This window comes from Agromyces sp. LHK192 (assembly GCF_004006235.1).
Lineage (GTDB): Bacteria > Actinomycetota > Actinomycetes > Actinomycetales > Microbacteriaceae > Agromyces.
This window is the reverse complement of sequence record NZ_CP034753.1, coordinates 3,922,107-3,939,080: the sequence shown is the minus strand read 5'-3', so window position 1 is coordinate 3,939,080 and position 16,974 is coordinate 3,922,107. Positions and strand designations below refer to the sequence as shown.

The 16,974-nt window shown below is 72.2% G+C and carries 16 protein-coding genes; 5 read left to right on the top strand and 11 right to left on the bottom strand.

Translation table 11 applies throughout. The features are described 5' to 3' along the window. Positions 1–18: 18 nt before the first annotated feature. Positions 19–1,434 (bottom strand): MFS transporter, encoded by a 1,416-nt coding sequence (locus tag ELQ40_RS17920; RefSeq protein ID WP_127794912.1) that lies wholly within the window; start codon positions 1,432–1,434, stop codon positions 19–21. A 158-nt stretch (positions 1,435–1,592) separates the two neighbouring features. Here ELQ40_RS17920 and ELQ40_RS17915 point away from each other — a divergent pair, with 158 nt between their 5' ends. Next, entirely contained in the window at positions 1,593–2,003 is a 411-nt protein-coding gene (locus ELQ40_RS17915) for a VOC family protein (RefSeq protein WP_127794911.1), read from the top strand. A gap of 40 nt (positions 2,004–2,043) precedes the next feature. Then, positions 2,044–3,576 (top strand): hypothetical protein, encoded by a 1,533-nt coding sequence (locus tag ELQ40_RS17910; protein WP_127794910.1) that lies wholly within the window; start codon positions 2,044–2,046, stop codon positions 3,574–3,576. A 52-nt stretch (positions 3,577–3,628) separates the two neighbouring features. Here ELQ40_RS17910 and ELQ40_RS17905 read toward each other — a convergent pair whose 3' ends face one another. The 3 genes from ELQ40_RS17905 to ELQ40_RS17895 all read right to left on the bottom strand — a co-directional run bounded on the left by ELQ40_RS17905 (position 3,629) and on the right by ELQ40_RS17895 (position 5,788). Beyond that, positions 3,629–4,540, bottom strand: coding sequence for a serine protein kinase RIO (locus ELQ40_RS17905; RefSeq protein WP_127794909.1), 912 nt, complete (start codon positions 4,538–4,540; stop codon positions 3,629–3,631). A 222-nt stretch (positions 4,541–4,762) separates the two neighbouring features. Further along, positions 4,763–5,212: a hypothetical protein gene (locus ELQ40_RS17900; protein WP_127794908.1), complete on the bottom strand. Its 450-nt coding sequence runs from the start codon at positions 5,210–5,212 to the stop codon at positions 4,763–4,765. A 114-nt stretch (positions 5,213–5,326) separates the two neighbouring features. Next, positions 5,327–5,788 carry a VOC family protein gene (locus ELQ40_RS17895; RefSeq protein ID WP_127794907.1) on the bottom strand — a complete coding sequence of 154 codons (462 nt, stop codon included), beginning with the start codon at positions 5,786–5,788 and terminating at the stop codon, positions 5,327–5,329. A gap of 78 nt (positions 5,789–5,866) precedes the next feature. Here ELQ40_RS17895 and ELQ40_RS17890 point away from each other — a divergent pair, with 78 nt between their 5' ends. Continuing rightward, positions 5,867–7,588: a SulP family inorganic anion transporter gene (locus ELQ40_RS17890; protein WP_255424708.1), complete on the top strand. Its 1,722-nt coding sequence runs from the start codon at positions 5,867–5,869 to the stop codon at positions 7,586–7,588. Positions 7,589–7,601: 13 nt separating this feature from the next. Here ELQ40_RS17890 and ELQ40_RS18885 read toward each other — a convergent pair whose 3' ends face one another. The 4 genes from ELQ40_RS18885 to rlmN are packed head-to-tail and all read right to left on the bottom strand — an operon-like array spanning position 7,602 to position 12,158. After that, positions 7,602–9,050, bottom strand: a complete 1,449-nt coding sequence (locus ELQ40_RS18885) for a M1 family metallopeptidase (protein WP_164863695.1) — start codon at positions 9,048–9,050, stop codon at positions 7,602–7,604. Next, positions 9,040–9,828, bottom strand: a complete 789-nt coding sequence (locus ELQ40_RS17880) for a TIGR03943 family protein (RefSeq protein WP_240665858.1) — start codon at positions 9,826–9,828, stop codon at positions 9,040–9,042. The genes ELQ40_RS18885 and ELQ40_RS17880 overlap by 11 nt, the downstream gene beginning before the upstream one ends. 22 nt (positions 9,829–9,850) lie before the next feature. Continuing rightward, the gene (locus tag ELQ40_RS17875; RefSeq protein ID WP_240665857.1) at positions 9,851–10,903 is read right to left on the bottom strand and encodes a permease; all 1,053 of its coding nucleotides are present in this window, start codon (positions 10,901–10,903) and stop codon (positions 9,851–9,853) included. A gap of 10 nt (positions 10,904–10,913) precedes the next feature. After that, the gene (gene rlmN, locus ELQ40_RS17870; RefSeq protein WP_127794905.1) at positions 10,914–12,158 is read right to left on the bottom strand and encodes a 23S rRNA (adenine(2503)-C(2))-methyltransferase RlmN; all 1,245 of its coding nucleotides are present in this window, start codon (positions 12,156–12,158) and stop codon (positions 10,914–10,916) included. Between the two features lie 95 nt (positions 12,159–12,253). Here rlmN and ELQ40_RS17865 point away from each other — a divergent pair, with 95 nt between their 5' ends. After that, positions 12,254–12,700, top strand: a complete 447-nt coding sequence (locus tag ELQ40_RS17865) for a DUF2809 domain-containing protein (RefSeq protein ID WP_127795393.1) — start codon at positions 12,254–12,256, stop codon at positions 12,698–12,700. Here the strand turns inward: ELQ40_RS17865 and ELQ40_RS17860 are convergent. Beyond that, on the bottom strand, positions 12,693–13,451 hold the full coding sequence (locus ELQ40_RS17860) for a sulfite exporter TauE/SafE family protein (protein ID WP_127794904.1): 759 nt from the start codon (positions 13,449–13,451) through the stop codon (positions 12,693–12,695). The two genes, ELQ40_RS17865 and ELQ40_RS17860, sit on opposite strands and share 8 nt — an antisense overlap. 68 nt (positions 13,452–13,519) lie before the next feature. Then, a complete protein-coding gene (locus tag ELQ40_RS17855; RefSeq protein WP_127794903.1) occupies positions 13,520–14,071 on the bottom strand; it encodes a hypothetical protein in 552 nt (183 codons plus the stop codon). Positions 14,072–14,271: 200 nt separating this feature from the next. Here ELQ40_RS17855 and ELQ40_RS17850 point away from each other — a divergent pair, with 200 nt between their 5' ends. Beyond that, positions 14,272–15,570 carry a DUF418 domain-containing protein gene (locus tag ELQ40_RS17850; RefSeq protein WP_127794902.1) on the top strand — a complete coding sequence of 433 codons (1,299 nt, stop codon included), beginning with the start codon at positions 14,272–14,274 and terminating at the stop codon, positions 15,568–15,570. On the opposite strand, the gene ELQ40_RS17845 is transcribed toward ELQ40_RS17850, so the two are convergent. Next, positions 15,557–16,768 (bottom strand): GTP pyrophosphokinase family protein, encoded by a 1,212-nt coding sequence (locus ELQ40_RS17845; RefSeq protein ID WP_127794901.1) that lies wholly within the window; start codon positions 16,766–16,768, stop codon positions 15,557–15,559. The two genes, ELQ40_RS17850 and ELQ40_RS17845, sit on opposite strands and share 14 nt — an antisense overlap. Between the last annotated feature and the right edge of the window lie 206 nt (positions 16,769–16,974).

Sequence of the window (16,974 nt, the reverse complement as noted above, 5' to 3'; positions counted from 1 at the left end):
CATATGATACCCCGTGGATCAGCGGGCGCTCTGGCGAGTGGCCCTGACCGGGATCAGCAGCGCGAGACCGAGCGCGAGCACGAGCACGATCCCGAGGATCCCGAAGTATGCCGCGCCGCCGATCGTGACGAACAGCGCGAATGCGGTCGGCGCGAGGAAGCTGACCGCGCGACCCGTGGTCGCGTACAGCCCGAACACCTCGCCCTCGCGCCCGGCCGGGATGAGCCGGGCGAGGAACGACCGGCTCGCGGACTGCGCCGGGCCGACGAAGAGGCAGAGCGCCAGGCCCGCCGTCCAGAACACGATCTGCCCGCCGTCGTGCAGCACGAACACCAGCGTGCCGCTGACGACCAGTCCGATGAGGGCGGCCATGATGACCGGCTTCGCGCCCAGCCGGTCGTCGAGCACGCCGACCGCGATCGTCGAGATGCCGGCGACGACGTTCGCGGCGATCGCGAACACGATCACCTCGCCGGGCGAGAACCCGAAGACGGATGCCGCGAGCACGCCGCCGAACGTGAAGACGCCCGCGAGCCCGTCGCGGAACACGGCGCTCGCCAGCAGGAACCACACCGTGTTGCGCTCCTCGCGCCAGAGACGTGCGATGTCCCGACCGAGTCGCGCGTACGACGCGAAGAAGCCGACCTTCTCGCGCGCGACGGAAGCGGGCGGTCGGAACTCGGGCACCGCGAAGAAGACGGGCAGGGCGAAGATCGCGAACCAGAGCGCCGAGACGATCATCGCGACGCGCACGTCCAGCCCGCCGTCGCCGGTCACGCCGAACAACCCCACCTCGGGCTGGATGAAGCCGAAGTACACGACGAGCAGCAGCACGATGCCGCCGACGTAGCCCATGCCCCAGCCGAAGCCCGACACCTTGCCGATGGATCGCGGGGTCGAGACCTGCACGAGCATCGCGTTGTAGTTGACGCCGGCGAACTCGAAGAACACGTTGCCCGCGGCCACGAGCACCAGCCCGAGCAGCAGGTACGAGGGGTCGGGCTGCACGAAGAACATGGCGAGGGTGATCGCGACGACGATGTACGTGTTGACCGCGAGCCAGAACTTGCGGCGTCCGCTCGTGTCGGAACGCTGGCCGGTGACCGGGGCGAGCAGGGCGATCAGCAGGCCCGCGATCGCGAGCGCCCAACCGAGCTGCGCCTCGACCGTGCCGCTCGCCCCGAACGACTCGCTCGTGAGGTAGACCGTGAACACGAACGTCGTGACGACCGCGTTGAACGACGCCGACCCCCAGTCCCACAGGCCCCAGGCGAGGATGCGCCCCTTCCGGGCCCCGGCCTCCTGCACGGCATCGACCTGCGAGGTCGCGACGCCGATCGTCGCGGCCGCGCCGTCGGCCGGCGTGAACGGCGCGGGCGGGAAGTTGCGCGGCTGGCCGCTCGGGTCTGCGGGGGAGCCGTTCGGGTCGGTCATGTCGGCAGTCTCATTCCGTCGGGTGAACGCGGGGTGACGGATGCCCCCGGTCGAGGCATCCGTCGACGCGGGCCGCTCGTGGTGCGGTCGATCGTCGTCGATCTGCCGGAAGGCTACTCCAGCTGGCCCCGCCCGCGGCCCTCCGACAGACTGGTCCGATGGCTGTCTTCGATCATCTCGGCATCTCCGTGGTCGACCTGTCGCGCGGCATCGCGCAGTTCGACCCGATCATGCAGGCGCTCGGCTTCGAGCGGACCGACGCGGAGTCGTCCGTCGCCTGGTTCAAGGACGATGACACGACCGAGCTGATCCTCTTCCCCGTGCGGGAGCCAGAAGGCGGGCCGCACGTGCACGGTCGGGTGGGTTGGCAGCACCTCGCGTTCGCGGTCGACTCGCGCGACGAGGTCGACCGTCTGCACGCGATCGCGATGGATGCGGGCTGGACCGCCGTGCGCGACCCCCGGATCTTCCCGCGATTCAACGACCGCTACTACGCGTCGTTCGTCGAGGACGACAGCGGCATCCGCATCGAGTTCATGCACAACCCGCCGCGGGCCGCCGACGCCTGACCCGCTGGTGCTCGCGCGACCGACCTGACAGACTCGACGGATGCTCGGTTCCGCTCGCTCCCGAACGGTCGACCGGCAGCGCCGAGAGCGCCGTCGGCGCCCCGCCGCGCTCGCCGCCCTGACGCTCGCTGCGGCGGTGGCCATGGGCGTGGCCGGCGCAGCTCCTGCCGTCGCCGACCCGGCGATGACCTACGACGCCGTGCCGTCGGGGCGATACCCGATCGACGTCGACGCGACACCCGACGGCGCCGAGGTGTTCGTCATCTCGCGCGGCGACGGCGGCGTGGCCGACCTTCGCGTGTACGACGCCGAGACCTACGCGGAGCTCGGCGCGGTGACGTTCGGCGCCGGCGCCGACTTCAACCCCACGTCGGTACAGGTCTCGGCCGACGGCTCGCAGGTGTGGGTGGCCTTCTACAACCCCGGGCAGATCCTCGTGTATCCGACCGCCGACCTCGCGGCGGGCGGTTCCCCCACGCCGACCGTGATCACCGCAGGCGGCGGGTTCGTCGACCTCGAGGTCGACCCGGCCGGCGCATACATCTACGCGGCGACGCTCTTCAACCCGCAGTACCAGTTCTCGACCGCGGATCCGTCGGCCGCGCCGCGCACGGTCGACGTCCCCAACGGGTCGCGCGGCGTCTCGGTGCGCACGGACGGCACGCAGGCGTACTTCACGTCGTTCGCGCCGGCCCCGGCCGGCGGCGTCCAGACCGTCGAGGTCGCCGGCGACGGCTCGCTCTCGCTCGGCGCGCTCACGCCGACCGGCGACCTCCCGTGGGACTCCGCGTACGTCGAAGGCGTCGACCGCGTGCTCACCTCGAACTCCGGTTCGCCGACGTCGATCTCGGCGTTCACGCCCGGCTCGGCCGACCCCGCGAGCACCCAACCCGTCGACTGCGGACCGCGCCTGCTCGACGCGACGCCCAACGGCGATCGCGTCTACGTCGCGTGCCTCACCGGCGGCATCATCGCGGTCGACTACGCGACCGGCGCACCGGTCGCGGGACGGGTCGACATCGGTGCGAACGTCGAGTCGGTCGACGCGTACAGCGCGACCGGCACCGACGCGGATCGCCTCTACGCGACGAGCGGCGGCACCGACGAACTGCTCGTGTTCTCGAAGCCGGTGATCACCGGTGGCGGCGACCTCACCGTCGACGAGGGGGCGCAGGCGACCTTCACCGCGACCGCGGCCGGATTCTGGCAGCAGTTCACCTGGCAGTCGAGCAGCGACGGCGGCACCACGTGGATCGACGTGCCGGATGCATCGGGCGAGTCGTTGGCCGTCGACGGCACGCTCGCGAACGACGGCCTGCTCGTGCGCGCCGTCGCCGCGAGCGTGCTCTTCGACACCGTGGTCGGGGAGCCGATGCGGCTGACGGTGATCCCGCCGCCAACTCCGACCCCGACGCCCGGCCCCACGCCCGGGCCGACGCCGTGTCCGCCGGGAACGACCTGCCTCGCCGCGACCGGAGCCGACGGCGGGACGGCCGCCGCGCTCGCCGTCGGGCTCCTGGGCCTCGGCGCGGTGCTCGCCACGGCCCGATTCGGCCGCCGCCGCACCCGCTGACGGCGAGCGCTCCGGCAGACGCAGCGCACCCGCAGGCGGCACTCGCTCCGACCTACGACCACGTCTCGGCCATCAGCTCGCCGAACAGCTCCTCGGGGTCGCATTCGAGCCGTTGCCGGGTGAACCAGGTGCAGAGGTTCACGCAGTCGCGGTGCAGCAGGTCGAACCCGCTCGGGTTCGCGACGAGGTCGATGACCTGCGGCAGGTCGATGACGACGACGCGCCCCTCGTGCACGAGGACGTTGTACGGCGACAGGTCGCCGTGCACCAGCCCGGCGCGCGCGAGGATGCGCAGGAAGCCGACGAGCTGCTGGAACAGGTCGTGGAGTTCCGCGGCATCCGCCCGCACCTGCGCGAGTCGGGGCGCCGCGGTGCGGCCGTCGCCGACGAACTCCATCAGCACCTCGGTCTCGTGCACCTGCACCGGGTACGGCACGGATGCCCCGAGCTCGGTGAGCCGCGACAGCGCGGCGAACTCGGCGTTCGCCCACTGCACGCGCGCGACCTGGCGGCCGAACGTCGTGCCCGTCTTGACGGCTCGGGCGTCGCGGCTGCGGCGGGTGCCGCGGCCCTCGGTGTAGATCGCCGCGCGGTGGAAGTCGCTGTGCTCGCTGCCGCGGTACCGCTTCGCGGCGAGCAGCACGCGCTGCCCGACCGCGCCCCGGCCCGACGCGGGCGAGCCCGGCACCGCGCGCTCGATGAGGTGGACGTCGGCCTCCTTGCCGCTCTTCACGACGCCGAGTTCGGTGTCGATCGCGCCGGCGCTCGTCACGACCCAATCGGGCCGCGGATCGGGGCCGCGTTCGGAGGGGATGGTCGCCGGCCACGTCGACCAGCGTTGGTCGTCGCCCGGTTCGACCTCGTCGAAGGCGAGCGGTGCGGGGTTGAAGAGCCCTGCTGAGGTGCGGTGTGCACGGTCGATCGGATCGTCGATCGATTCGTCGAGTGACGAGAGGAAGTTCACGGTGGTTGCTCCGGATCAGGAGGCCACCGCGGAATCAGCGGGCGGCGACCTCGAAGGAAGGATGGTCGGCGAGGCGCACGACAATGACGGTGTTCATCGGACGCTCCTTCCACTGGCTGCTGATCGGATGCCCCCTGCTGCGGGCTCCGCGAGCTTACGCCCCCGCGCGGGCGCTGTCCAGCATGAGGCCGGCAAGCGCTCCTCGCGGGGGCATCCGGACGATCAGGACACGGCCTGCTTGACCAGGTCGCGCAGGCGCTGCTCGACGGCGGGAGTGATCGCGATCACCGCGAACGAGGTCGCCCACATGTCGCCGTCGTCGAGCTTCGCCGGCTCGTCGAAGTTCACGGTCGGGTACCGGGTGTCGAACTTCGACTTCGGCTGCACGAACACGACGACCTTGCCGTCGCCGTTCGCGTAGGCCGGGAACCCGTAGAACGTCTTGGGGTTCAGGTCGGGCGCCTCCTCCGACACGATCGTGTGCACCCGGGTGGCGACCTCGCTGTCGATGCCCGACAGCTGCTCGATCGCCTCGACGCACGCTTCGAGCTCCTTCGCGAGCTTCGCGGCGCCCTTGACGCCCTTGGTCGCCCGCAGTTCCTCGGCGCGCTGCTTCATCGCCTGCTTCTCCTCGGCGGAGAAGCCGACGCCCTCGCTGGTCTTGCCGGCCATGACGGCCCCCTTTCGCTCGCTGGTGCGCTGTGATGGTGTTCACGCTACGCGGAGGGGCATCCGTGCCGCTTCTCGATTCCTGACCGACCGGATGCCCGTACGCCCGGCCGCCGACTACGCCGGGTCGGCGCTCGCCTGCGCACCCTTCGTCAGGTCCTGGGCGAGCATCACGAGGATGCCGCTGGGCCCGCGGACGTACGTGAGCAGGTACACGTCCTGATAGTTGGCGACGCCGCGCAGCGGGTGGCATCCGTGCTTCGCGGCGATCGCGAGCGCCGCGTCGAGGTCGTCGACCGAGAAGGCGACACGGTGCATGCCGATCTCGTTCGGCAGGGTCGGCTCGGTCTCGATCGCCTCGGGATGCAGGTACTCGAACAGTTCGAGGCGCCCGCCGCCGGCAGGCGTCTGCAGCATCGCGATGCGGGCGTGGTTGCCGTCGAGGCCGACGGCGGTCTCCGCCCAATCACCGCTGACGGTGTCGCGGCCGACGACCTCGAGGCCGAGGTCGGTGAAGAAGGCGATGGTCGCGTCGAGGTCGCGAACGGCGATCCCGACGTTCTCGAAGGTGATGGCCATGGGCCGCACGTTACCGACAAGCGATCCGACCCGCGACCGCGCCCGCCGATCGCGCCGCCGATGTGGTTGGGTTGACCCGTGACCGGAGGTGGGGGACCTCGAGGGCGGCCGGCACGCTCAAGGTGGGGGCGTCCGACGGGCCGTGACGCCGTCGCCGGGTTCATGACCGGCCTCTTCTCCATCCCGGAGGGCATGGCGTACGCGAGCATCGGCGGCTTCGCCGCCCCGCTCGGCCTCTGGTCGGGTGTCGTTCCCACGATCGTGGGCTCGCTGTTCGCCCGAACCGTGCTCATGGTGACGACGCTCACGAGCGCCATCGCGCTGTCGTCGCAGAGCGTGCTCGCGGCGGCGGGCCTCGACCCGGGCGATCTCGGAGCGGTCGCGACGCTCACGGTCCTCGTCGGCGTGGTGATGCTCGTCCTTGGGCTGCTGCGACTCGGGTCGGTGATGGCATTCGTCTCGACGGCGGTGATGACCGGATTCACCGTCGGCATCGCGCTGCAGATCATCGCCGGCGTCGTGAAGGACGCGACGGGGTACGCGCCCGAGCACGCGAACACGCTCGGGAAGATCATCGAGGCGATCGCCCACCTCGCCGAATGGGACTGGACGGCCGTGCTCGTCACGGCGATCACGATCGCGGTGTGGCTGGTGTTCCACGCCGTGAGGTGGACGCGCGCACTCGCGACGCTGATCGCGCTGCTGCTCGTGACCGTGGGCGCGGCGGTGCTCCGCATCGACGTCGAACGGGTCTCGGACATCGCCGCGGTGCCGAGATCGCTGCCGCCGTTCACACTGCCCGACCCGAGCGCGATCCCGGCGCTCGCCGGCGGTGCCGTCGCGATCGCCCTCGTCGCGCTCGCCCAGGCCGCCGGCATCGGGTCCACCGTGCGCAACCCCGACGGCAGCCGGCCCGATGCGTCGAAGGACTTCACGGCGCAGGGGCTCGCCAACGTGGCGGGCGGCCTGTTCGGGGCGCTGCCGACGGGTGGGTCGCTCTCGCGCACGGGCGTCGCGCAGAGCGCGGGCGCGCAGTCCCGGTGGGCGGGCGTGTTCGCGGGCGTCTGGTTGGCGGTCATCGTGCTGATCGTGGGTCCGTGGGTCGGCGAGATCCCGATGGCCGTGATCGGCGGCCTGCTGTTCGTCATCGGCGGCGAGCTCATCGTCGGACGCATCCGCGACATCCGGGTCGTCGCCCGTACCTCGTGGCTGTCGGCCGCGGTGATGGTGATCACCTTCGCGGCGACCACGGCGATGCCCCTGCAGTACGCGATCTTCCTCGGGGCGGGGCTGTCGATCCTGGTCACCGCGGTCGCGGTCTCGAGCACGGGGCGCATCATCGAGTTCGCGCGCCGCGACGACGGCAGTTGGGACCTGCGCGACGCGCCGACCGTGCTCGAGTCGGGGCGCACGACGGTGCTCGCCTACACCGGCGCCGGCCTGTTCTCCGAGGTGAACCGGCTCGCCGACCAGTGGCCCGACGCGTCCGAGGCGCACGACGCAGCGATCGTGTTCGTGCTGCGGGGCTGGGTCGGCGTGCCCTCGGCGACCTTCATGCGCGGGCTCGACGAACAGGTCGGGGCGCTCCGCGAGCGCGACATCGCCGTGGTGCTCGCCGGCGTGCCCGAGCGACTGCGCGATGCCCTGCTCCGCAACCACGACCTGCGCGAGCTCGGCGAGCACAACGTACTCGCCGCCACGCCGGTGCTGCTGGAGTCGCTCGACCGCGCCTACGCCGAGGCCGAGCGGGTGCGGGCGCTGCCCGGCCCGCCGCCGGCGCCGGGCGAGCCGCGCGACTGATCGCCCGCGGCGGTCAGCCCGCGCCGCACCAGTCGGACGCGCCGCCGGTCTGCACCCGGACGGTGGCGCCGGTCGCGACGTCGATGATCGTCGTCAGCCGGTCTCGCGAGGCCGGTGCGTTCGGGTAGCCGTCGGATGCCGCGTCGATCGGCGCGGTCTCCACCGCCGCGAGCCTGCCGTTCGGCGAGGCGCAGTAGCCCAGCATCCGGCTGCCGTCGGCGGGGGTGTACCGCAGTGCCGTGCCGCTGGTCGAGACCAGCGACAGCAGCGACTGCGCCTGCACGGTGCCGTCGGCCGCCGTGACGGCGAGCAGCACGCCGAGCAGGTGGGTGCCGTCGGCCGTGAGCTGGGTCACCCGGCCGGGGTACGCGTTCTCGGGGAGTTCGGCGCTCGGCAGCACGTTCTCGCGGGACTCGCCCGTCTCGAGGTCGACGATCGATCCGCGGTCCGGGTCGGCGACGATGAGCTCGGTCGTGCCCGGCAGCAGGCCGCGCATCTCCTGATGCGACCCGAGGGGCGACGGCGGTGACAGCCCGAGCGCGTCGACGATGAACATCGCGCCGTCGAAGTCCTGCACGACGATCGAGGCGGTGCCCGGGACGAACGCCCAGTCGAGCACGCGCATCGGCTCGCCGTCGATGCCCAGCACGGGCTCCGGCGCCGCGTTCTGCCCCGACACGTCGAGCGTGAACAGCGCGCTCTCGTACTGCGGCGGCGTCTGCGTGCCGGGCGGTACCGCCCCGTCGAGCACGAACCCGATGAGCGGGTGCGTCGTCGAACCGGCGATCGAGCGCACCCAGCCGCGTTCGGGCAGGCTGAGCGCCTGAGCCTCGTCGCCGATGCCGGCGATGAGGAGGGCGTGGGTGTCGTCGTCCTCGAACGTGACGGCGGCGACGGCCCCGCCGGCGTGCGCGAAGGTCAGGATGCGGGGCGCTTCGAGCACCGCCTCGGCGTCGCCGCCGCCCGACACGGCGCCGCGGAGCACCGCGTCGGACTCGCCGTCCGGGCTGCGCCGCGCGAGCGTGTAGAGCTCGCCGTCGGCCGTCGTGAACCGGTGCGAGACCGTCGCGGGAGTCTGTTGCACCGCGCCCACGACACCGTCGACCGTCACCGTGAACTCGGTGTCGTACGGCAGCGGGCGCTCGAACTCCACGACGAGCCGGTCGTCGTCGACGGTGAGCTCGGCCGGCTCGACCGGCTCCACCCGCAGCTCGCCGTCGACGCGGTCGATCGCCTGGTTGAGTTCGAGCACGACGCGCGACCCGGCGACCTCGGTGACCGCGGTGGTGTCGACGGTCGCGGCCTGCAGCTTCGGCCCCTGCACCGCACCCGCGACGGCCAGGCCCGCGGCGGCCGCGGCGAGCACGCCGATCGTGGCGACCAGGCGCCCGCGGAAGCCGCGGCCGCCGAACGGCTCACGAGACCCGGACGGCGCTGGAGACCCGGACGGCTCAGTAGACATACGGCTGTTCCGGCTGCTCGGTGACCTCGACGGTCTCGGGGATCAGCGCCAGCCCTTCGCCGGTCGACGGGTTCGCGCCGAAGGTGCCCGAGACCCGCACCCAGTCGTCGACGGCGACCCGCTCCTGCCAGTCGGGCAGGTAGACGGGCACGCCGATCGGCTGGGCGTCGACCGCGCAGCAGGTGACCGTGAAGCGGGCGAGGTAGAACACGTCGTCGGGTTCGCCGGGTGCCGGCGCCACGAACCCGATGAGCTCGACGGGCACGTCGGCGTAGGCCGACGGATCGGTCTCCTGCGCGGTGAGCAGGGCCCAGTCCTTCACCGTGAACGTGGACGGGTCGGCTCCCGTCAGGTCGGGCGCGTCGCCCGCGAGGTCCGCGGTGGTGCGGTCGATGTCGCGGTCGACCGCCGTCTGGGCCGAGAGCGTCGCGGGCGGGAAGGCGAGCAGCAGGAACGCCGAGATCGCGATCACTGCGAGGGCGGCGGATGCCCCGAGCACCGCGCGCGCGCCGGGCGACCGGCGTGCGGCGCGGGGACGCGCGCGGGGAGGGGCATCCGGGACGGCTTCACCGTCGTGATCGTGATCGTGGTCGTCCTCGTCCTCGTCCTCGTCGCCGGGCGCCAGCGGCACCAGCGCGAGCGCGGCGAGCGCGACGACGCCGCCGATCACGGCCATCACGATCGTGAACACGTTGTAGCGCGGGTGGATGTACAGCCCGAGCTGGCCCGAGACGCCGAGCCACACGGTGACGACCACGCCGATCAGCGTGAGCGCCACGCCCTTCCAGCGGGCGATGAGCCTAGGCCACAAGGTTCACCGCCAGTCCGATCGCGGCGCTGGCGAGCGCCACGATCACGGTCAGCTGCACGAGGACCCTCGCCCGGAACGTGGTGCGCAGCAGCGCGAGCATCTTCACGTCGATCATCGCGCCGAACACGAGGAACGCGACGATCGCCCCGGGGGTGAAGGTCGACCCGAACGACAGCACGAAGAACGCGTCGACGTTGGAGCAGATGCCCACGACGAACGCGAGCAGCATGAGCGCGAAGACCGACAGCACGGGGTTCTGGCCGAGGGTGATCAGCAGGTCGCGCGACACGGCGACCTGGATGAGGCCGGCGATCGCCGAGCCGACGAAGAGCGCCGGCAGCATCGCCGAGGTCTCGTCGGCGAACATGCGCGCCGCCCGTCGCGGCTTCGAGCCGCTCACCGTGTCGGCATGCGCGCACGCGGCGGCGAACGAGGGGGTCAGCAGCGACATCGGGTCGCGGTGCCGGCTGTACACCCAGCCGACCAGGTTCGCGATGAGGAACCCGCCGAGGATGCGAGAGACGAGGATGCCGTCGTCCCAGCCGAACGCCTGGTACGTCGTGATGATCGTGATCGGGTTCAGGATCGGCGCGGCGAGGAGGAACGTCATCGACTCGCCGACCGTGAGCCCCCGCTGGATGAGCCCGCGGGCGAGCGGCACGTTGCCGCACTCGCACACCGGCAGCAGCACGCCGAGCAGCGAGATGAGCGCGCGCCGCGCGAACGGATTGCGCGGGAGCCGTCGCTCGAGGAATCCCTCGGGCATCCACAGCTGCACGGCCGTCGAGACGAGGATGCCGAGGAAGACGAACGGCAGGCTCTCGATGACCACGCTCGCCGAGAGCGTGATGAAGTCCTGCACCGAGTCCGAGAGCGCCTCGCCGGCCTCGGGCGGCGCGAGCAGGCGGATGCCGACGAGCGCGAGGATCCCCGCGATGCCGATCGACAGGCCGATCGCCGGGCGGGTTCTCCGGCGCGGTGCCGAGGGGCCTGGCGGGCCCGAACGCAGGGTCAGCGGGATCGGTCGTCTCGCCTCGGTCACGCGGCGTCCCTCAGCCGTCGGTGGCGAGCTGCCCGCAGGCGCCGTCGATCTCCTTGCCGCGCGTGTCGCGGATGGTCGTCGGGATGCCCGCCGCCTCGAGTCGGCGCACGAACTCCTGCTGCACGTCGACCTCGGACGCCGTCCAGATCGAGCCGGGCGTCGGGTTCAGCGGGATCGGGTTGACGTGCACCCAGCCGCGACCGCGGGCGTTCAGCTTCTCGGCGAGCAGGTCGGCGCGCCAGCCGTGGTCGTTCATGTCCTTGATGAGGGCGTACTCGATCGAGACCCTGCGGCCGGTGCGGTCGAAGTAGGCGCGTGCGGCGTCGAGCGCCTCGTCGACCTTCCACCGAGAGTTCACGGGGATGAGCTCGTCGCGCAGCCCGTCGTCGGGCGCGTGCAGGCTGAGGGCGAAGGTCACGGGGATTCCCTCGTTCGCGAGCTTGCCGATCGCGGGAACCAGGCCGACGGTCGACACCGTGATGTTGCGCGCCGACATGCCCAGGCCGTTCGGGGCCGGGGCGACCATGGTACGCACGGCCTGCATGATGCGGGCGTAGTTCGCGAGGGGCTCGCCCATGCCCATGAAGACGATGTTGGAGACGCGCTCCTGCGAATGGTCGTCGCGCTTCTTGCCGCCGAGCGCGCCCGAGGCGATCACCCGGTTGGCCTGCACGATCTGGTCGACGATCTCGGCGGCCGACATGTTGCGCGTGAGGCCCTGCTGGCCGGTCGCGCAGAACGGGCAGTTCATGCCGCAGCCGGCCTGGCTCGACACGCACAGCGTGATGCGGCCGGGGTAGCGCATGAGCACCGACTCGACGAGGGCGCCGTCGTGGAGGCGCCAGAGGAACTTGATGGTGTCGCCGCGGTCGGTCTCGAGGCGCTTCACCTCGGTGAGCAGCGGCGGCAGCATCCCGGCGACGAGCTCCTCGCGGCCTGCCGCGGGCAGGTCGGTCATCTCGGCGGGGTCGGTCGTCCAGCGCGTGTAGTAGTGGCGGGCGAGCTGCTTCACCCGGAAGCCGGGGAGGCCGAGCTCCTCGGCCTTGCCCTTCCACTCCTCGGGCTTGAGGTCGGCGAGGTGCACCGGCGGCTTGCCGCGCTTCGGCGAGGCGAACTGGAGCAGGGGCCGCCCGTCGGCGCCCTTCTGCTGCTGCCAGCCCTCGGTGGCCGGGCGGACCTGACGGGCGCCCGAGGGCGCGCCCGTGCGGCGGACGGCTCCGCGGGCGGGTTCGGCGGTCTCGAGGTCGGTCGGCATCCCTTCAGGGTACGCGGGGTAGCCGAGGATCCGCTGGGCGCGGCCGCTGGGCGCGGGCGCGGGCGTGGCTGCCGGCTCGTACGCTCGGAGGCGTGATGCGAACCGACGACGTGCAGACCGGAGACCCGAACCGTCCGGCGCGGCCTCCGTCGCGCCGCCGACGGCTCGCCGCGGGAGTGGCGCTGGTCGCACTCGTGGCATCCGGGTTGGCGGTGCATGCGCTGCTGCCCGATACGGCCGCGACCGACATCGCGGGCGACGCCCTCTACGCCGTTGCGATCTACGCGGTCGTCGTGCTCCTCGCGCCCCGTCTCGGCGCGGCGGCGGCCGGGGCGATCGCTGCGGGATGGTGCATCGCGGTCGAGCTGTTCCAGCTCACCGGCATCCCGGCGGAGCTGGGTGCGGTGTTCCCGCCCGCGATGCTGGTGCTGGGGACGGTGTTCGACGCGCGCGACCTGGTGGTCTACCCGTTGGCGGTCGTGGGCGCGGCGGCCATCGACGCGGCGGTATCCGCAGCGCGATCGTCGCGCACCGTCAGGTGACGATGAAGTAGACGAGCGCGGCGAGTCCGACCGCGACGATGAGCACGCGGTACGCCGTCTGCGGGATGTGGCGTCCGTAGCGGCCGCCGATGAATCCGCCGAGGAACGAGCCGACCGCGATCGCGATCGCCGCGGGCCAGGCCACCTCGGTGACGGCGACGAACACGACCGCGGCGGCGATGTTCGCGACCGCAGCCATGGCGTTCTTGAACGCGTTGGCCCGCACGAGCGAGCCGGCCATGGTGATCGACAGCAGCGCGAGCAGCAGCACGCCCTGCGCCGCGCCGAAGTACCCGCCGTAGACCGCGGTGAGGCCGGCGACGGCCATGGTCGCGACCGGGTGGTCGCGGTGCTGCGCCTGCCCGTGGATCCGGGTCGTCCACCGCTTGATCGCCGGCCCGAAGATCACGAGCAGCAGCGCGAGCACGATGAGCGCCGGCACGATGACCTCGAACGCCTCGCTCGGCAGCGCGAGCAGCAGCAGCGCCCCGGCCAGGCCGCCCGCCGCCGAGAAGCACAGGATCAGCGCGAGCCGCCCCCAGCCGCCGCGGAATTCCTCGCGGCCGGCCCACGCGGCGACGACGGATGCCGGCAGCACCCCGACGTTGTTGGTCACGTTCGCGAGCACGGGCGGGTACCCGAACGCGAGCAGCGCCGGGAACGTGACGAGCGAGCCCGACCCGACGACGGCGTTGATGGTGCCTGCGGCGACGCCTGCGAGCCCGAGCAGCAGGTACTCGACGACGTTCACGGGGCGACCTGCTCTGGATGGGGCATCCCCCGATTCAAGCAGGGATTCCCGGTCTCGCGATCACGCCGTCACGCCGGGTCGAGCGCCACGAACGCGAGGTGGTCGGGATGGTCGACGTAGACGGCGACGCCGTCGGCCAGCGACGCCGCCGGGCTCGCCTCGCCCGACGGATCCGCGGGACCGGTGTACACGGTGCCCTCCGTCGGTGTGTAGCCGAGAGCTGCGAACGTCGTGGTCCATGCCGCGGTCTCCGCGGCGGGGAATTCCACGCGCGCGATGGCGAGCGCGAACTCGGCGTTCGGATTGCCCCACGCGCAGTACGAGCCACCGGCCTCCGTGATCGCCGCGGCCAGCGGGTCGAACGGCGGCGCGTCGGGATGGTGCGGGAAGCCGTGCTGGTCGAGGTAGGCGCGGCCGGCTTCCGTGAGCAGGTCGTCGCACGCGACCGGTGCGGGCGACGGCGCGGTCGTCGGCTCGGCTCCGGCGGTGGGTTCCGCCGTCGGGGTCGTGCTCGGAGCTGACGGCGTCGGCATGGGGCCGGTGGTGCCGGCGGTGCATCCCGCGAGGAGGACGACCGACAGGGCGGCGAGCGCGAGTGCGGCAGGGCGACGGTGCGACATGGGGCGAGCATAGGGGTGGGCGCCTCCTGCGCATCAGGGGTGGCCCTGAACCGAACTGGTTCGCCGCCTCGGGGCGGGCAGTACGCTGACGCGGCGCGGTCGGCGTCCGACCGGAGGATGCGGCATCCCCCGACCGGGCGACCGCGGAATCAGCCGATCCACGGCTGCCGGCCGGCCCTCTGGCGCGCGAGGCTCGGCGCATGACCACCTCGACGACGCACCCGCCCGCATCCGGCGCCGCCCTCGGTCCGACCACCGTGAGCGAACGCTCGATCGCGCCCGACCTCGCGCGCGGCGCGATGCTCCTGGCCATCGCGCTCGCCAATGCGCCGTTCTCCCTCTGGGGTGCGGCGGACGGCGCCTTCCCGGTGCACGCGCACGACGGTTCGGCCGCCGACCGGATCTGGCAGACCGTGTCGATCATCGCGATCGACTCACGCGCCTACCCCATGTTCGCTGCGCTCTTCGGGTACGGGATCTGGCAGTTGTACCGCCGCCAGACGGAAGCAGGGGTGCCCGAACGCGAGGTGCGGCGGCTGCTCCGTCGCCGGCACTGGTGGATGCTCGCCTTCGGCCTCGTGCATGCGGCCCTCCTCTGGGCCGGCGACATCGTCGGTGCCTACGGGCTCGCCGGACTCGTGCTCACCTGGCTGTTCCTGCGGCGTCGCGACCGGACCCTCGCCGTCTGGGCGTCCGTGCTCGCCGTGGTGCTCACGGCGCTGGCCGTCGGCCTGCTGGGGCTGGCGTTCGCGGCGAACGCTGCAGGAGTGGATGCCTCGGGCTCCGTGCCCCTCGACTTCCTCGACACGGGCGTGACCGAGTCGGACTACCTCGTCTCGATGGTCGACCGCGTCGGGTCGTGGATCATGGTGACCCTCGTCCAGGGCCTGCTCTCGCTGTCGACGCCGCTGGTCGTGCTGCTCGCGATGCTCGCGGCCCGGCACCGGGTGCTCGAGGAACCGCTCGCCCACCTGCGCGTGCTTCGCGCGGTCGCGGTGGCCGGGGTGGCCATCGGCTGGATCGGTGGTGCGGTCGTCGCGGCGCAGCACCTCGGGATGCTGGGGCTGCCGGCCGATCTCGAGTGGGGCTTCCACGAGCTGCAGGCGCTCACCGGTGTCGCGGGTGGGCTCGGCTACGTGGCCGTGTTCGGCCTCATCGCCGCCGCGCTCGAGCGGCGGCGTGCGCTCGGCCGGCCGTTGCCGGTCGTGGCCCGTGCGCTGCAGGCGACCGGTCGCCGGTCGCTGTCGGCCTACCTCGCGCAGTCGGTGCTCATGGCTCCGGTGCTCTGCGCGTGGGGGCTCGGCCTCGGTGCCGTGCTCACGTCCTGGTCGGTCGCGGTGTACGCGGTCGTCGTGTGGGCGCTCACGGTCGCCGGCTCCGTCTGGCTGGAGCGTGCGGGGCGCCAGGGCCCTGCGGAACGGCTCCTCCGCCGTCTCGCCTACGGGCGGACGCAGCAGGCGGCCGCCGGCCGCGGGCAGACCGGCGTCAGCCGAGGCTGATCGGCGTGAAGCCGCCGTCCTCGACGGTGCCGATCGGGGCGGCGACGGCGTCGTATCGGGCGCGCACGCCGAGGGCCGAGGCATCCGGGTTGGCGTACAGGTACTCGGCCACGACGCGGTACTCGGCCAGCCGCCCGTCGGGCACGCGGCTCTCGCGAATGGCCACTCCGCCGACGAGCGCGGCGGCCAGCGCCGTCCAGTACGTGCCGATGCCGCGGAACGACCGAGCAGGCCGCTGGGGCTCGGCATCCGAGAGCAGGATGTCGTTCGTCGTCCGCGCGCAGGCGATGGCGAGGCGCCGCCCCAGTTCAGAGTACTCGGCGAAGCCGTCTGCCAGCCGGTCGTACTCGAGCCAGCCGGCGGCGCGCACGACGCTGCGCAGCTCGCGGTTCGAACCCGCCACGGTGCCGAACGGCACGTCGAGCGCCGCGGTGAGCACCTGGTCCAGCGTGCGTGCATCGCCGTCGTACTGGATGAAGCGGCCGATGTAGCCGCGCTCGCCGCCGCCTCCCGCGCGCGCCGGACCCGCTGTGCGGGCCTCGTCGACCTGGCGGCGGATCTGGTCGAGGTTGTCGTCGGCCTGCTCGAGCAGCGCCGCCGAGAGGGCGAAGAGCCGGTCGACCTCGCGCGGGAGCTGCCGCGCCGCCTTGTACCGGAAGTCGTGCTCGAGCTCCGACCAGGTGTCGGACAGCGCCGTGCGGAGCTGCACCTCGACCTGCGGGGCGTCCGGTGCGGCGTCCGGATCGGGGAGGCCGTCGGGTCCGACGGCGATCGGGTTCGGCGACGTGGCGGTCGAGTCGTCGGCGAGGGGGATGCGGCCGACGAACTGCACCGAGCGGTAGCCGAATGCGTCGATCGGGAGGAGCTCGGACTTGTCGACCCAGGAGTCGTCGTCGACGATGAGCGCCTCGCGGACGACCTGCTCCATCGCGGGCAGGTCGCCTTCGAAGTGGGCGACGATGCGCACGCCGAGGATGTCGCGGACCTCCCGGTCGGGGGCGCGGCGCACCTTGCGTTCGAAGGAGTCGCGGCTCTTGACGCGCGCGGCGACGTGGAAGTACTTGAAGCCCGCGCCTTCGAGGCGGCGCGCGACGTCGGACTCGATCCGGCTGCGGAGCTTGCGGTACCGCCGCAGTTCGCGGTCGTACCTGGCGAGTTCCGCGGCGACGAGCTCTTCGTCCTGCTCCCGCGCATCCACACCGGCAGGTTAGTGCGTCCGTTCCGGAAGACCTGGTGAGACAGCCGGAGATCCGCGGGAATACCGGCCGGGTCGCCTTGGTTGAGTCAAGTACACTCAAGTTTCACCGGATCGACTTGACACGTTCATCGGGCCGTTGCACACTTGAGTCGGCAAGGCTCAACCTTGTCGCCACCTGACTTCGGTCGCGGGCCAGCACGGCCGGG

Coding starts and splice junctions, on each gene's coding strand:
- ELQ40_RS17920 (WP_127794912.1), bottom strand. CDS start 1,434: ATGACCGACCCGAACGGCTCCCCCGCAGACCCGAGCGGCCAGCCGCGC.
- ELQ40_RS17855 (WP_127794903.1), bottom strand. CDS start 14,071: ATGTCGCACCGTCGCCCTGCCGCACTCGCGCTCGCCGCCCTGTCGGTC.
- rlmN (WP_127794905.1), bottom strand. CDS start 12,158: ATGCCGACCGACCTCGAGACCGCCGAACCCGCCCGCGGAGCCGTCCGC.
- ELQ40_RS17910 (WP_127794910.1), top strand. CDS start 2,044: ATGCTCGGTTCCGCTCGCTCCCGAACGGTCGACCGGCAGCGCCGAGAG.
- ELQ40_RS17865 (WP_127795393.1), top strand. CDS start 12,254: ATGCGAACCGACGACGTGCAGACCGGAGACCCGAACCGTCCGGCGCGG.
- ELQ40_RS17895 (WP_127794907.1), bottom strand. CDS start 5,788: ATGGCCATCACCTTCGAGAACGTCGGGATCGCCGTTCGCGACCTCGAC.
- ELQ40_RS17900 (WP_127794908.1), bottom strand. CDS start 5,212: ATGGCCGGCAAGACCAGCGAGGGCGTCGGCTTCTCCGCCGAGGAGAAG.
- ELQ40_RS17850 (WP_127794902.1), top strand. CDS start 14,272: ATGACCACCTCGACGACGCACCCGCCCGCATCCGGCGCCGCCCTCGGT.
- ELQ40_RS18885 (WP_164863695.1), bottom strand. CDS start 9,050: ATGTCTACTGAGCCGTCCGGGTCTCCAGCGCCGTCCGGGTCTCGTGAG.
- ELQ40_RS17915 (WP_127794911.1), top strand. CDS start 1,593: ATGGCTGTCTTCGATCATCTCGGCATCTCCGTGGTCGACCTGTCGCGC.